The organism is Streptomyces sp. 1331.2 (assembly GCF_900199205.1).
Classification (GTDB): domain Bacteria; phylum Actinomycetota; class Actinomycetes; order Streptomycetales; family Streptomycetaceae; genus Kitasatospora.
Genome location: NZ_OBMJ01000001.1, coordinates 5,036,979 through 5,051,182 on the forward strand (window position 1 = coordinate 5,036,979; position 14,204 = coordinate 5,051,182).

General features: G+C 74.1%; 13 protein-coding genes. 7 read left to right on the plus strand and 6 right to left on the minus strand.

Annotation, left to right across the window (positions count from 1 at the left end):
* Positions 1 to 59: 59 nt before the first annotated feature.
* Together helR and CRP52_RS21615 are read left to right on the plus strand one after the other, a co-directional pair.
* On the plus strand, positions 60 to 2,219 hold the full coding sequence (gene helR, locus CRP52_RS21610) for an RNA polymerase recycling motor ATPase HelR (protein WP_097237888.1): 2,160 nt from the start codon (positions 60 to 62) through the stop codon (positions 2,217 to 2,219).
* Positions 2,220 to 2,422: 203 nt separating this feature from the next.
* Positions 2,423 to 2,722, plus strand: a complete 300-nt coding sequence (locus CRP52_RS21615) for a DUF6087 family protein (RefSeq protein WP_143685799.1) — start codon at positions 2,423 to 2,425, stop codon at positions 2,720 to 2,722.
* Between the two features lie 88 nt (positions 2,723 to 2,810).
* Here the strand turns inward: CRP52_RS21615 and dapD are convergent, their stop codons facing one another.
* Positions 2,811 to 3,815: a 2,3,4,5-tetrahydropyridine-2,6-dicarboxylate N-succinyltransferase gene (gene dapD, locus CRP52_RS21620; RefSeq protein WP_097237890.1), complete on the minus strand. Its 1,005-nt coding sequence runs from the start codon at positions 3,813 to 3,815 to the stop codon at positions 2,811 to 2,813.
* A 141-nt stretch (positions 3,816 to 3,956) separates the two neighbouring features.
* Between dapD and CRP52_RS21625 the strand changes: the two genes are divergently transcribed.
* The 3 genes from CRP52_RS21625 (at position 3,957) to argF (ending at position 9,456) form a co-directional block, all read left to right on the plus strand.
* A complete protein-coding gene (locus tag CRP52_RS21625) occupies positions 3,957 to 5,555 on the plus strand; it encodes a 3' terminal RNA ribose 2'-O-methyltransferase Hen1 (RefSeq protein WP_097237891.1) in 1,599 nt (532 codons plus the stop codon).
* Positions 5,552 to 8,326, plus strand: a complete 2,775-nt coding sequence (locus CRP52_RS21630) for a polynucleotide kinase-phosphatase (protein WP_097237892.1) — start codon at positions 5,552 to 5,554, stop codon at positions 8,324 to 8,326. The genes CRP52_RS21625 and CRP52_RS21630 overlap by 4 nt, the downstream gene beginning before the upstream one ends.
* A gap of 128 nt (positions 8,327 to 8,454) precedes the next feature.
* Complete coding sequence (gene argF / locus CRP52_RS21635; RefSeq protein ID WP_097237893.1) at positions 8,455 to 9,456, plus strand: ornithine carbamoyltransferase; 1,002 nt, start codon at positions 8,455 to 8,457, stop codon at positions 9,454 to 9,456.
* Positions 9,457 to 9,515: 59 nt separating this feature from the next.
* Here argF and CRP52_RS21640 read toward each other — a convergent pair whose 3' ends face one another.
* From CRP52_RS21640 to CRP52_RS39745, 5 genes are all read right to left on the minus strand, one after another.
* The gene (locus CRP52_RS21640) at positions 9,516 to 10,091 is read right to left on the minus strand and encodes a superoxide dismutase (protein ID WP_097237894.1); all 576 of its coding nucleotides are present in this window, start codon (positions 10,089 to 10,091) and stop codon (positions 9,516 to 9,518) included.
* 141 nt (positions 10,092 to 10,232) lie between these two features.
* Complete coding sequence (locus CRP52_RS21645; protein ID WP_097237895.1) at positions 10,233 to 10,640, minus strand: type II toxin-antitoxin system VapC family toxin; 408 nt, start codon at positions 10,638 to 10,640, stop codon at positions 10,233 to 10,235.
* Positions 10,641 to 10,698: 58 nt separating this feature from the next.
* Positions 10,699 to 11,751, minus strand: coding sequence for a hypothetical protein (locus CRP52_RS21650; protein ID WP_097237896.1), 1,053 nt, complete (start codon positions 11,749 to 11,751; stop codon positions 10,699 to 10,701).
* 32 nt (positions 11,752 to 11,783) lie between these two features.
* Complete coding sequence (locus tag CRP52_RS39740; RefSeq protein WP_121175072.1) at positions 11,784 to 12,308, minus strand: SigE family RNA polymerase sigma factor; 525 nt, start codon at positions 12,306 to 12,308, stop codon at positions 11,784 to 11,786.
* 110 nt (positions 12,309 to 12,418) lie between these two features.
* Complete coding sequence (locus CRP52_RS39745) at positions 12,419 to 12,766, minus strand: hypothetical protein (RefSeq protein WP_143685800.1); 348 nt, start codon at positions 12,764 to 12,766, stop codon at positions 12,419 to 12,421.
* A gap of 29 nt (positions 12,767 to 12,795) precedes the next feature.
* On the opposite strand from CRP52_RS39745, the gene CRP52_RS21660 reads away from it, so the two are divergent.
* Positions 12,796 to 13,935: a hypothetical protein gene (locus CRP52_RS21660; RefSeq protein ID WP_179852876.1), complete on the plus strand. Its 1,140-nt coding sequence runs from the start codon at positions 12,796 to 12,798 to the stop codon at positions 13,933 to 13,935.
* Entirely contained in the window at positions 13,932 to 14,087 is a 156-nt protein-coding gene (locus CRP52_RS38385; protein WP_179852877.1) for a hypothetical protein, read from the plus strand. Before CRP52_RS21660 ends, CRP52_RS38385 begins: the two co-directional genes overlap by 4 nt.
* Positions 14,088 to 14,204: the final 117 nt, after the last annotated feature.

Consider the following 14,204-nt stretch of genomic DNA (forward strand, 5'->3'; position numbering starts at 1 on the left):
CTTGCGGCAAGGCCCCTGCGCTGGCGCACAATCACAGGCCTCAGATCGGAGCTGATGCCATGAACCCCCTCACCACCAGCGCGTTCGACCTTCCCGACCGCCTCTCCGCCAAGGCCGACCCGACACTGATCGGCCGCGACGAGCGGCACTTCGCGGCCGTCGAGGCGAGCCTGGCGCAGACGATCGCCGAGCTGTCCGACCGCCTCGACGCCCTGCGCCGGGCACCGGGCGGTGCCGGCCGGGAGGCGATGGACCGGGACATCGAGGTCCACAAGCTGACCGGTCGCCTGCGCGCCCTGCGTCGCTTCGGTCTGGACCTGTGCCTCGGGCACGTCGTCGGCGCGGACGACCCCGAGCCGGTGTACATCGGGCGGCTCGGCCTCACCGACAGCGAGGGGCGCCGGCTGCTGGTCGACTGGCGCTCGCCCGCGGCCGAGCCGTTCTTCGCGGCGACCCACGCCGACCCGATGGGCCTGGTGAGCCGCCGCAGGTACCGCTGGACCGGCGGCCGGATCGGCGACTACTGGGACGAGGTGTTCGCCGCCGAGGCGTTGGAGGGGCATGCCGCGCTGGACGACCAGTCCGCGTTCATCGCCGGCCTGGGGAGCAACCGGTCGGCCCGGATGCGGGACGTGCTGGCCACCATCCAGGCCGACCAGGACGCGATCATCCGGGCCGGATCCCGGGGCGCCCTGGTGGTCGACGGCGGCCCCGGCACCGGGAAGACGGTCGTCGCGCTGCACCGCTCCGCGTACCTGCTCTACTCCGATCCGCGGCTCGGCCACCGGCGGGGCGGCGTGCTGTTCGTCGGACCGCACCAGCCGTACCTGGCCTACGTCGCCGACGTCCTGCCCAGCCTCGGCGAGGAGGGCGTGCGGACCTGCACGGTGCGGGACCTCGTCGCCGAGGGAGCGCAGGCGGGGGTCGAGGCCGACCCGGAGGTGGCCCGGCTGAAGTCCTCGGTCGACATGGTGAAGGCGATCGAGAAGGCCGTCCGGTTCTACGAGGAGCCGCCTGCCGAGGGGATGGCGGTCACGACCCACTGGGCCGACCTCTGGCTGAGCGCCCAGGACTGGGCCGACGCGTTCGACGCGCCGGACCCGGGCACCCCGCACAACGAGGCACGCGAACAGGTCTGGGAGGAGCTGGCCACGATCCTGCTGGAGAAGCTGGACGGGGACGACGAGTCGGTGTCGCCCGAGCTGTTCCTCCGGTCACTGCGGCAGGACCGGGAGCTGGTGGAGACGCTCAACCGGGCGTGGCCGCTGCTCGAAGCGGCCGACCTGGTCGGCGACCTCTGGTCGGTGCCTGCCTACCTGCGGATGTGCGCGCCCTGGCTCGCCCCCGAGGAGGTCCGCGTGCTGCAGCGCAAGCACGCGCCCCGGGCCTGGACGGTGTCCGACCTGCCGCTGCTGGACGCGGCCCGGCAGCGGCTCGGCGATCCGGAGGCCGCCCTGCGGCAGCGCCGGCGCGAGGCCGCGGCCGCCGCCGAACGCGCCCGGATGGCCGACGTCATCGGGGACCTGCTGCAGGCCGACGACGACGGTGAGGGCGCGGTGACGATGCTGCGCGGGAAGGACCTCCAGGACAGCCTGGTCGACGAGACCGCCCTGCCCGTCGCCGATCCGGAGCCGCTGGCCGGCCCGTTCGCGCACGTCGTCGTGGACGAGGCCCAGGAGCTGACCGACGCGGAGTGGCAGATGCTGCTGCTGCGCTGCCCGTCCCGGAGCTTCACCATCGTCGGGGACCGTGCGCAGGCCCGGCACGGGTTCACCGAGTCCTGGCAGGAACGGCTGGCGCGGATCGGGCTCGACCGGGCCACGGTGGCCTCGCTGAGCATCAACTACCGCACCCCCGAGGAGGTCATGGCCGAGGCCGAGCCCGCCATCCGGGCGGCGCTGCCGGACGCCAACGTGCCGACCTCCGTCCGCAGCAGCGGGATCCCCGTCGGGCACGGTTCCGTGGCCGAGCTGGACGCGGTCCTGGACGGCTGGCTCGCCGAGCACGCCGAGGGGGTCGCCTGCGTGATCGGCGCCCCGGACTTCCGGGCCCGGCCGCGGGTCCGATCGCTGACCCCGGAGCTGTCGAAGGGGCTTGAGTTCGACCTGGTCGTCCTGGTCGATCCGGAGGCCTTCGGCGGCGGCATCGAGGGAGCCGTCGACCGCTACGTCGCGATGACCCGGGCTACGCAGCGGCTGGTGATCCTCAGGAGTGCGTGAGGGAGGGGCAGTTCGTGCGGGAGGAGGGCTTGGCGGAAGGAAGGAGAGGCTTGGAGGACGGGAGCGGTTCATGAGGTGCGAGAGGGCCCGTGCGACAGGAGGGAGCCGTGAGACGGGAATACGGGCGGAGGGGCCGGATCCTCCGTCCCCCGGTCGAGTGATGCGGGTGTCGGTCGGTGGCGTCCGGCGGCCAGACTGGGGCGATGGACGAGGAGGAACCGCTGGCGTCGTGGGCGGCCAGGCGGGATCAACGGCTGCGGCCGGTGGGGCAGTTGCGGGCCGTACCGCTCGCGGACGGGCGGCCGCGGGGCGCCCATGTGGCGCCGGGTGAGCCCAGGCTGATCGTGCGGTGGGACGGCTTCCAGTGGCTGCCGGAGACGGTGGCCGAGGACTACGCCGCCGCGCAGCGGATCCTGCACGGGATCGACGGCGACGGCCGGTTGCGCCCCGCGAACCGGGCGCAGCGGCCGAAGAAGGCGCCGGGGCGTCACCGCAAGCCTTGAGCGGAGGGCGGGCGGGTACTGCGGCACGGGAAGGCCCGGGACGCGTGCGCGTCCCGGGCCCCGGAGCCCAACGGCCTGTGACCGTACGTCAGTTGTGGGCGTGCAGGTCGGCGTTCAGGCCGCCCCAGGAGCCGGAGCGGGCGATGACCTCGACCGCGCCGGTCTGCGAGTTGCGGCGGAACAGCAGGTTGTCCTGGCCGGACAGCTCGACGGCCTTGGCCACCGTGCCGTCCGGGGTGGTGACCCGGGTGCCGGCGGTGACGTAGAGGCCGGCCTCGACCACGCAGTCGCTGCCGAGCGAGATGCCGATGCCCGCGTTGGCGCCGAGCAGGCAGCGCTCGCCGACCGAGACGACCTGCTTGCCGCCACCGGACAGGGTGCCCATGATCGAGGCGCCGCCGCCGATGTCGCTGTGGTCGCCGACGACGACGCCCGCGCTGATCCGGCCCTCGACCATGGAGGTGCCCAGCGTGCCGGCGTTGAAGTTGACGAAGCCCTCGTGCATCACGGTGGTGCCGGCGGCCAGGTGCGCGCCGAGCCGGACGCGGTCGGCGTGGGCGATGCGCACGCCGGTCGGGGCGACGTAGTCGGTCATCCGCGGGAACTTGTCGATCCCGTAGACGGCCAGCTGGCCGCCCTGGGCGCGCACGGCGAGGCGGGCCTGCTCGACCTTGTCCACCGGGACGGGGCCGATGCTGGTCCAGGCGACATTGGCCAGCAGGCCGAAGATGCCGTCCAGGTTCTGGCCGTGCGGCTCGACCAGGCGGTGGCTGAGCAGGTGCAGGCGCAGGTACACGTCGTGCGTGTCGAGCGGCTTCTCGTCCAGCGAGGCGATGGTGGTGCGCACGGCTACCACCTCGACGCCGCGGCGCGCGTCGGCGCGCAGCGCCTCGGCCGCACCGGCGCCGAGCTCGGCCTCGGCCTGCTCGGCGGTCAGTCGGACGGTGCCGGCCGGGCCGGGCTCGGCGGCCAGCACGGGGGCGGGGTACCAGGTGTCGAGGACGGTGCCGTCGGCGGCGATGGTGGCCAGACCGGCGGCCACGGCGCCGTTCGCCGGGGAGGTGGATTCGCGCGAGGTGGATTCAGCAGTCACATCGTGCACGTTAACCAATGCGGGGCCCCGCTGCCGAACACGCCCACCGTGCGGACACGCCCGGCGGCTTCCCCGGCCGGTGGGGCGCCGGACGGGAAAACCCGGTGCTCAGGGGCCGGTTCCTGGTCAATACTTCGGCGGGTGTTCATGTCGATCTCCACCACAGGCAGCGCCGAGAATCCGGCCACGGATCTCGGGTTCCTGCTGCACAAGCACCCCGGCAAGGTCCAGCGGTTCACGACGTCGCACGGTGAGGCCCACGTCTTCTACCCCGAGGCGGGGGACGAGGTCTGCACCGCGGCGCTGCTGCTGGACGTCGACCCGATCGCGCTGGTCCGCAAGGGCCGGGGCGACGGCAGGGGGCGCGGCGGCTCGCCCGACTTCGCGCTCGCCCAGTACGTCAACGACCGCCCGTACGCCGCGTCCTCGCTGCTCGCGGTGGCGCTGCGGACGGTGTTCAGGTCCGCGATGAAGGGCGCCTGCCCGGCCCGTCCCGAACTGCCGGGGCAGGTCCGCCCGCTGCGGATCGAGCTGCCCGCCGTGCCCGCGAACGGTGCGGGCGAGGGCGGCGGCGCGGCGATGGTGGCCCGGTTGTTCGAGCCGCTGGGCTGGCGGGTCGAGGCGGCGGCGATCCCGCTGGACGAGGCGTTCCCGGAGTGGGGCGACTCCCGGTACGTGCGGATCGCGCTCGCCTCCGAGAGCGTCCGGCTCGCCGACGCGCTCCAGCAGCTGTACGTGCTGCTGCCGGTGCTGGACGGTGCCAAGCACTACTGGGTCGCCCCGGACGAGGTGGACAAGCTGCTCGCCGCCGGCGAGGGCTGGCTGGCAGCCCACCCGGAGCGGGCCCTGATCACCCGTCGTTACCTCGCCCGGCGCTGGTCGCTGACCCGGGCCGCGATGGAGCGTCTGGAGCTGGCCCGGCTGGCGGAGGCGGACGACCGTGAGGTCGAGGAGATCGACAACGCGGTCGACGACCGACCCGGGGACGAGCCCGGCGAGGACGGCAGCCAGGAGGACGGCGGTCAGCCGAGCAGCCGGAAGAGCGGCGAGCAGGCGGAGCCCCGCCCGCCGTCCCTCGCCGAGCAGCGCCGCACCGCGATCGTCGAGGCCCTGCACGAGACCGGTGCCGCCCGGGTCGCCGACCTCGGCTGCGGGCAGGGCGAGCTGATCGGCGAGCTGCTCAAGGACGCCCGGTTCACCGGGATCCTCGGCGTGGACGTGTCCGTCCGGGCGTTGCAGGCGGCGAACCGCAAGCTGCGCCTGGAGCGGCTGCCGGAGCGGCAGGCGGCCCGGGTGACGCTGGTTCAGGGTGCGCTGACGTACACCGACGCCCGGCTGAAGGGCTTCGACGCGGCGGTGCTGTGCGAGGTGATCGAGCACCTGGACCTGCCGCGGCTGCCCGCCCTGGAGTACGCCGTGTTCGGCGCCGCCCGTCCGCGGGCCGTCGTGGTCACCACGCCGAACGCCGAGTACAACGTGCGCTGGGAGAGCCTTCCGGCGGGCGCGGTCCGGCACGCTGACCACCGCTTCGAGTGGTCCCGCGCCGAGTTCCGGGCCTGGGCCGAGAAGGTCGCGGCCGCCTACGGCTACACCGTGGTGCTGCGCCCGGTCGGCCCGGAGGACGAGGAGGTCGGCGCGCCGACGCAGCTCGCCCTGTTCCGTACCGCCACCGAAAGCCCGGTCGCCCAGCCGACCGCCACCGATCCGACGACGACACCCGAAGGAGGCGAATCCCGATGACCGACGCCGCAGCCGACCCGACAGCAGCCGACCCGACCGCAACCGACCCGGCAGCAACCGCCGCGACCGCAACCGACGCCGCACCCGCCGCGACCGGCGCCGCCGCGACGACCGCGAGCACCACCCCCCGCCGCCTCCCCGTCACCGACGTCTCCCTCGTCGTCCTGATCGGCACCAGCGGCGCGGGCAAGTCCACCTTCGCCCGCCGCCACTTCCTGCCCACCCAGGTCGTCTCCTCCGACTTCTGCCGCGGCCTGGTCGCCGACGACGAGAACGACCAGTCGGCCTCCGCCGAGGCCTTCGACCTCCTGCACTACATCGTCGGCAAGCGCCTGGCGGCCGGCCGGCTGACCGTCGTGGACGCCACCAACGTCCAGCCCGAGGCCCGCCGTCAGCTGGTCCGGATCGCCCGCGAGCACGACGTGCTGCCGATCGCGATCGTCCTGGACGTCCCGCCGGGGGTGTGCGCCGAGCGCAACCGCTCCCGCCCGGACCGGCAGCTGCCGGCCCACGTCATCCCGCGCCAGAACCGCGAGCTGCGACGTTCCCTGCGCGGCCTGGAGCGCGAGGGCTTCCGCAAGGTGCACATCCTGCGCGGCGAGGCCGAGGTGGCGTCGGCCGGGATCGAGCTGGAGAAGCGCTACAACGACCTGCGCCACCTCTCCGGCCCGTTCGACATCGTGGGTGACATCCACGGTTGCCGCTCCGAGCTGGAGACCCTGCTGACCCGCCTCGGCTACGCGCTCACCCGGGACGCCCACGGCCGCCCGGTGGACGCCGAGCACCCCGCGGGCCGTACCGCCGTCTTCGTCGGCGACCTGGTCGACCGCGGCCCCGACACCCCGGGCGTGCTGCGCCTGGTGATGGGCATGGTGGCGGCCGGTCACGCGATCTGCGTGCCCGGCAACCACGAGAACAAGCTCGGCCGGGCGATGGACGGCAAGAAGGTCACCGTCTCGCACGGTCTGCAGGAGTCGCTGGACCAGCTGGCGGGGGAGAGCGAGGAGTTCAGGGCCGAGGTGCGCGCGTTCATGCGCGGCCTGGTCAGCCACTACCTGCTGGACGGTGGCGCCCTGGTGGTCTGCCACGCCGGTCTGCCGGAGCGGTACCACGGCCGTAACTCCGGCCGGGTCCGCTCGCACGCGCTGTACGGGGAGACCACCGGCGAGACCGACGAGTACGGCCTGCCGGTGCGCTACCCGTGGGCCGAGGAGTACCGGGGCCGGGCGCTGGTGGTCTACGGCCACACCCCGGTGCCGACCGCGAGCTTCGTCAACAACACCATCTGCCTGGACACCGGCTGCGTCTTCGGCGGCAGCCTGACCGCGCTGCGCTACCCGGAGCGGGAGCTGGTGAGCGTCGAGGCCGAGCGCGAGTGGTACGCCCCGGTGCGCCCGATGATCACCGACGCGCCGGGCGCCCGTGAGGGCCGCCCGCTGGACCTCGCCGACGTGGCCGGGCGCCGGATCGTCGAGACCGGTCTGCACGGGCGGGTCGCCGTCCGGGAGGAGAACGCGGCGGCCGCGCTGGAGGTGATGAGCCGCTTCGCGCTGGATCCGCGGCTGCTCGCCTATCTGCCGCCGACCATGGCGCCGAGCGCGACCTCCCGCCGGGACGGCTACCTGGAGCACCCGGAGGAGGCCTTCCTCGCCTACCGCGCGGACGGCGTGCGGCACCTGGTGTGCGAGGAGAAGCACATGGGCTCGCGCGCGGTGCTGCTGGTCGCCCGGGACGGGGCCGAGCTGGAACGCCGCTTCGGCGTGGCCGGCCCGGGCGCGATCTGGACCCGTACCGGTCGCGCCTTCCTCGGCGACGACGAGCTGACCGCCGCCGTCCTGGGCCGGGTGCGGGCGGCCGCCGAGCGCGCCGGGCTGTTCGAGGAGCTGGGCACCGGCTGGCTGCTGCTGGACGCCGAGCTGATGCCGTGGTCGCTGAAGGCGGTGGAGCTGCTGCGCCGCCAGTACGCGGCGGTCGGTGCGGCGGCGGGTGCCGCCCTGCCGGAGGTGCTGTCCGCGCTGGAGCGGGCGGCCGGGCGCGGCCTGGACCTGGCCGCCCTGACCGACCGCCAGCGGCAGCGCGCCACCGACGCCCGGGCGTTCACCGAGGCGTACCGGCGTTACTGCTGGCCGACGGAGGGCCTGTCCGGCATCCGGCTGGCGCCGTTCCAGCTGCTGGCCGCCGAGGGGGCGAACCTCGCGGTGCGCCCGCACGACGAGCACCTGGCCTGGATCGACCGCCTGGCGGCGGCCGACGAGGAGCTGGTGGCCGCCGAGGAGCTGGTGGCCGCCGGGGGTGCCGACGGTGCCGACAGGGCGGGCGGCGCCTACGGTGCGGGCGGGGCGAAGGAGCCCGTGCTGCAGCGCACCGGCCGGATCCTGGTGGACACCGAGGACGAGGCCTCGATGGCCGCCGCCACCGCCTGGTGGGAGGAGCTGACCGGGGCGGGCGGCGAGGGCATGGTGGTCAAGCCGCTGGCCTCGCTGGTGCGGACCTCGCGCGGGAAGGGCCGGCCGGGCGGGCTGGTTCAGCCCGGGGTGAAGGTCCGCGGCCGGGAGTACCTGCGGATCATCTACGGCCCGGACTACACCGAGCACCTGGACCGGCTGCGCCAGCGGGCGTTGGGCCACAAGCGCTCACTGGCGCTGCGCGAGTACGCGCTGGGCCTGGAGGCGCTGGACCGGCTGGCGGCCGGGGAGCCGCTGTGGCGGGTGCACGAGCCGGTGTTCGCCGTGCTGGCGCTGGAGTCGGAGCCGGTCGACCCGCGGCTGTAGCGGTGGATGGTGAGAAGGGGAGTCCTTACTGGGCTCCCCTTCCGCCCGTCCTATTCTGTATAGAAATTCGGCGCATCGTATACACTTGCCAGCCTTCCCCCCTCGTCCCGTCACCCCAGGAGCCCGGCATGGCCTTCAACCTCCGGAACAGGCACTTCCTCAAGGAGCTCGACTTCACGCCCCAGGAGTTCCGCTTCCTGGTGGACCTCGCCGCCGGGCTCAAGGCGGCGAAGTACGCGGGCACCGAGCAGCCCCGGCTGCGCGGCAAGAACATCGCGCTGATCTTCGAGAAGACCTCCACCCGTACCCGCTGCGCCTTCGAGGTCGCCGCCCACGACCAGGGCGCCACCACCACCTACCTGGACCCGGCGGCCTCGCAGATCGGCCACAAGGAGTCCATCAAGGACACCGCCAGAGTGCTCGGCCGGATGTTCGACGGCATCGAGTACCGCGGCCACGGCCAGGAGGTCGTCGAGGAGCTCGCCGAGCACGCCGGAGTCCCGGTCTGGAACGGCCTGACCGACGAGTGGCACCCCACCCAGATGCTGGCGGACGTGCTCACCATCACCGAGCACACCGTCAAGCCGCTCCCCGAGGTCGCGCTCGCCTACCTCGGCGACGCCCGCTCCAACATGGGCAACTCGCTGCTGGTCACCGGCGCCCTGCTCGGCATGGACATCCGGATCGTCGCCCCGCGCGGCCTCTGGCCGACCGAGGACGTGCAGAAGTCGGCGCAGGCCCTGGCCGAGACGACCGGCGCCCGGATCACCCTGACCGAGGACGTCGACGAGGGCGTGGCCGGCGCCGACTTCCTCTACACCGACGTCTGGGTCTCGATGGGCGAGCCCAAGGAGGTCTGGGCCGAGCGGATCGAGCTGCTCAAGCCCTACCAGGTCTCCATGGACACCGTCCGCGCCACCGGCAACCCGGCCGTGAAGTTCCTGCACTGCCTGCCGGCCTTCCACGACCTCGGCACGGTGGTCGGGCGGCAGATGTACGAGGCGACCGGAATGACCGAACTGGAGTGCACCGACGAGCTGTTCGAGTCGCCGCACTCCATCGTCTTCGACCAGGCCGAGAACCGGCTGCACACCATCAAGGCTGTTCTGGTCGCCACCCTGGGCTCCTGAGCCGCCGGGCTCCTGAGCTGCCGGGTTCCTGACCTGCCGGGTTCCTGAGTTCCCGCCGGTCAGCGCTCCAGCTTGACGCAGGCCACCCGGTCGCCCGCCGCGCGCGGGCCGGCCGGGCTGCCCGCGTGCAGCACCAGCGAGCGCGCCCCGCCGGGCCGGGGCTGCCAGTCCACCGCGGTCGTGGCGGTGCCCCCGCCCCGGCCGTCGGTGCGCAGCAGCAGCCGCAGCTCGTTGTGCTCGTTGGCGTACGCGGGGTCGGTGGACGGCTGCACCGGGTCGACCGCGTTCTGGTAGTGCGGGCCCGAGGAGGCCGGGTCGGCCCCGCAGCTTCCGGTGTGCAGGTGGACCGGGAACTCGTGGTCGGCGGCGAGCCCGGAGGCCGTCAGGGTGAGCACCGTCCGCCCGGGCACCGAGCGGTCGGTGACGACCCGGGCGTGCGAGCCGTACGGCACCAGGTCGGCCGCGTAGCTGACGGCGGTCGGCGGGACGAAGGCGGTGGCCGGGTCGAAGGCGGCCTCCAGTACGGAGACCGCCGACGTGGGGGCCGAGGAGGAGGCCGGCGAAGCGGAGGCCGGTGTGGCGGTAGGGGCGAGCAGGGCCAGCGGCAGCAGGGCGGCGGCGAGCGGAGCGGACATCGGTCGGGCCTTCCGGGGCAGGGCGACGGTCACCCTGCTAACGGCGCCGGCCCGTGAAGGACACCGCCGGCCCGCGCGGGAGACTCGCCCGCAACAGCCGCCGCCCGCAACAGCCGCCACCGCCCGCAACGGCCCTCGCCGTCAGGCCGGCTCGCGCCGGATCCCCCGGATCTCGCAGCGCGGCCCGCTGGCCCGCATCAGTCGCAGGTCGGCGGTGACCAGCGGCACCCCGTGCAGTTCGGCCACCGCGACGTACGCGGCGTCGTCCGGGGTCAGGTTGTCCTTGAGCTCCCAGATCCGGCCGAGCAGCGGCGCGACCTCGACCTTGCGGATCGCCACCGCGGCCAGTTCGCCGGTGAGTTCGGCGACCCGTGCGGCGGTCAGCTCCTTGGCCAGGTAGAGGCCGCGCAGCGACTGCATCACCTCGACCAGGATGTGCTCGGGCGCCAACCACTCGCCGCCGGAGGCGAGTTCGGCCCGGGCGGCGGCTCCGCGCGGACCCTCGTCGGCCAGTGCCAGTACCAGCGCGGATGCGTCCACCACGATCATCGGTCGTTCCCCTGCCCGTCCCCGTACGTCAACTCGGGTCACCGTACCGGGGCGGCGCTCACCCCTTGCCGCCGGGCGTCGGGCCGGCGGTGGCGGCACCCGCGTTCGCGCCGGTGCCGGTGCCGGACGGCATGTTCTTCCCCGGGGTGTCGTCGTGGAACGGCCGGACCGCCTCCTCGGCCCGCTCGGCCTCCTCCGGGGTGATCCACTCGTGGAAGCCGGCGGCCATCGCGGCGGTCTGCAACTGGTCGAGGCTCAGCGGCAGTCCCTCCCGGAGCGGCTGGGGCTTCCTGGAGTCCGCCACCGGGACGGAGTTGGTGGCGGTCACGATGACCCGGGTGTTGTCCGGGCGCAGCAGGTTGACGGTGCGGGTGGTCACGCGGTCGAGGACCGACTCGGTGAGCTTGAGGTGGCCGCCGTCCGGGAGCACGGTGGCGGAGCAGGAGCGGATGTTCGGCGCGACCGTCTTCGTGCAGTCGTACTCGTCGTCGTAGCCGATGACGTACGGGTCCTGGCCGGGGCCCGGCGGGTAGGAGCCGGGCCGGTAGAGGGCGCCGATGCCGCCGTCGACCTCGACGCCGACCTCGACCGGGCCGGTGCCGTCGTCGTACAGGAGGGTGGCCCGGGCGGCCACGTTCCTGGTCGGCGCTTCGGTCCAGCCGACCACCCCGGAGTAGCCGGAGAACCCGGAGGTGTGTCCTCCCGGGGGCAGGGCCCGGGCGAGGGTGAGGACGGCCGCGTGCCCGGTGAGGGCGACCGAGCCCTGCTGGGCGCCGGTGCCCGGGTCGAGCCGTTCGGGGCCGGTGTCGGACTTCTGCAGCAACTGCGGGAACGCCCGGCTCGGCATCGGTGAGGCGGAGGCGGAGGCGGTCGGTGCCTGGACGGTGACGGCCGCGTTGCCGCCGCCGGGCCGCAGGGTGAGGGCGCCGCCGACGACCAGGACGGCCGCGACCGCGGCCGCGCCGGCCGCGGTCGTCCGCCGTCGGCGCCGGATCGAGCGGCCCCGTTCGGCGGCCCCGGCGACCAGCGGGCCCAGGTCGGCCCCGACCCCGTCCAGCGCGCGCTCGAAGGTGGCGGACAGCTTCCGGCCGTCCACGTCGGACTCGTTCATGCGGGTGTTCCTCTCGGGTGCGTGACGTGGGCTCAGGACAGGGTGAGCTGGTCGGCGGCTTCCGGGCCGAGGACGGCGCGCAGCCGTCCGAGGGCGCGCAGCGACTGGCTGCGCACCGCCCCGGTGCTGAGGCCGAGTTCGGCGGCGGTCTCGTCGACGCTGCGGTCCTCCCAGTAGCGCAGGACGAGCACGGCCCGGTCCCGGGGCGGCAGTTCGGCGAGGGCGGTGAGCAGGGTGACGCGCAGCGCCGGGTCGCCCTCGGGGGCGATGCCTTCCGGCAGTTCGCCGAGGGCGGGCCGCTCGCCGGTGCGGCGCAGCCGGCGGTGGGAGAGGTAGGTGCGGACGAGGGTGCTGCGGGCGTAGGCGTCCTGGTTCTCGGCGCGCCGGACCTTGGACCAGGAGGCGTAGAGCTTGGCCAGGGTGACCTGGGTGAGGTCCTCGGCCAGGTGCCAGTCGCCGCACAGCAGCAAGGCCGTGCGGAAGAGGCTCTGCCCCCGGCCGTACGCGAAGCCCTCGAACTCCGCGGTCTCCTCCGCCCGTCGCTTCTTTCCGGTCACTGCCGTCCCCTCGAACCCCGTGGATGTGGGGTCTGCGCCCCCTGTGCCTGGTAAGACGCCTGAGTCCGGAGGCCGCGTTACGGGCCGCCGGGACGGAATGTGGAACCGGATCAGCTCCCGAGCAGGAACCCGGCGAGCACCGAGGCGGCGTTGGCGGTGGTGGCGGCGGCCCAGGGGAGCGGGGTGCGCAGCCGCAGCCCGGTGAGCGGGCCGAGCAGGGCGCCCTCGATCAGGCAGACGCCGGCCTCGCCGATCCCGAAGGCGGTCCAGTACGCTGCGGCGGGCCCGGCGGAGTACGGCCGCAGGGACCACCAGAGCAGCGGGTGCGTCGCCAGGTTGACCAGGACGGCGGCACCGGCGGCCCGGACGGGGCGCAGGCCGCCGGCCCGGACGAGCGCGGCGGTGTAGACGGGGACCTCGACCAGCAGGGTCAGGGCCAGGGCGAGGGCGTAGGGCACGGCGGGGATCGTGCCACGGGGAGGGGAGCATGGCCACCGAGGTCGCACCGGCACCGCCGGCCCCGCCGGTCCGGCCCGCGCCCGGCGCGGCGCCCGGCCAGGTCGCCGCCCCGCTGGCGGGCTTCGCACTGTCGGCCGTCCTCGCGCTCGCGCTGGCCCTGCGGGCGCCGACGGGCCTGGCGGTGCTGGGTCTGGCCACCTTCGGACTGCTGCACAACGTGCTGGAGCTGCGCTACGTCGCGGGCCGGTTCGCCGCCGTCCTGGCGGGCCCGCTGCTGCGGCTGCTGCTGGTGCTGGTGACCGGCATCGTGCTGTGCCGGCTGCTGCCGCCGTCCCGGGTGTCCCAGTCGGCGGAGATCCTGCTCGCGTACGGCCTGCTGGCGGCCGCCTGCCGGTACGGGCTGCGCGGCCGTCCTCGGCTGTTGGCGGGGATCGCGGTGCTGCTGCTGGGGGCCGGGGCGGCGTCGCTGGCCTTCCCCGCGTACCACTTCGTGGTGCTGGCGCACCTGCACAACGTGGTGCCGCTGCTGTTCCTGGCCGAGTGGTCGCGCCGGCTGCTGCGCGGGCGGGCGGTGTTCCTGGCGGTGCAGTGCGGCTGGGTGCTGCTGGTTCCGGCGCTGCTGCTGAGCGGCCTGCTGGACGGCCTGCTGTCCCGGCCCGCCGACGGCTGGGCGAGCGGCTGGGCGGGGGGATGGACGGACCGGCTGGCGGCCGCCTACACCCCGCCGGCCTGGCTGACGCCGGAGGTGGGCCTGCGCTTCCTGGCGGTGTTCGCCTTCCTGCAGACGATGCACTACGTGGTCTGGGTCTGGTTCCTGCCCCGGTACGCGCCGGAGGCGGCGGAGCGCTTCGACGCCCGGGTACCGGCCCTGCGCGGCGTGCGGGCGTGGCTGCTGGGCGCGGGGGCCGGGCTGCTGCTGGCGCTGCTGTTCGCGGTGGACTACGCGCAGGGCCGGTCCCTGTACGCGGCGCTGGCGAGTTACCACGCCTATCTGGAGTTCCCGGTGCTGCTGATGCTGGTGCTCGGCGCCGGCGACAGCCTCGGTGCCGGCGCAAGCCTCGGCCACAGCGCCGGCGACAGCCTCGGCGACAGCCTCGGCGACAGCGCCGGCGTCGGCGCGCGGGCCGGTTCGGAGCGGAGCGCGGATGGAGCGGAGGTGAACGTATGAGGACAACCCTGCTGGCGGACATCGCCCCCTCGCCGACCGGCGGTTCCGGTGGTGAGCTTGTGGTGGTGTTGCTGATGGCAGCCGCGGTGGTGGCGGGAGCGGTCTGGCTGATCAGGCTGGAGCGCAAGCGGCGCGGCCCGGACGGCGAGTGAGTCACGGCATGCACTATGGTTTATCTCGACATCGAGATAACTGCCGCTTAGGATATATCTCGACATCAAGATACTTGCCGAGAGGCGCTCACCGGCGATGCGGGCAAGGCAAGCCTA

Excerpts from the sequence above, each read along its gene's own strand:
- CRP52_RS21630 (WP_097237892.1), top strand. The coding sequence starts at position 5,552 with ATGACCGACGCCGCAGCCGACCCGACAGCAGCCGACCCGACCGCAACC.
- CRP52_RS21640 (WP_097237894.1), bottom strand. The coding sequence starts at position 10,091 with ATGTCCGCTCCGCTCGCCGCCGCCCTGCTGCCGCTGGCCCTGCTCGCC.
- CRP52_RS38385 (WP_179852877.1), top strand. The coding sequence starts at position 13,932 with ATGAGGACAACCCTGCTGGCGGACATCGCCCCCTCGCCGACCGGCGGT.
- CRP52_RS21650 (WP_097237896.1), bottom strand. The coding sequence starts at position 11,751 with ATGAACGAGTCCGACGTGGACGGCCGGAAGCTGTCCGCCACCTTCGAG.
- argF (WP_097237893.1), top strand. The coding sequence starts at position 8,455 with ATGGCCTTCAACCTCCGGAACAGGCACTTCCTCAAGGAGCTCGACTTC.
- CRP52_RS21645 (WP_097237895.1), bottom strand. The coding sequence starts at position 10,640 with ATGATCGTGGTGGACGCATCCGCGCTGGTACTGGCACTGGCCGACGAG.
- CRP52_RS21660 (WP_179852876.1), top strand. The coding sequence starts at position 12,796 with ATGGCCACCGAGGTCGCACCGGCACCGCCGGCCCCGCCGGTCCGGCCC.
- CRP52_RS21615 (WP_143685799.1), top strand. The coding sequence starts at position 2,423 with ATGGACGAGGAGGAACCGCTGGCGTCGTGGGCGGCCAGGCGGGATCAA.
- helR (WP_097237888.1), top strand. The coding sequence starts at position 60 with ATGAACCCCCTCACCACCAGCGCGTTCGACCTTCCCGACCGCCTCTCC.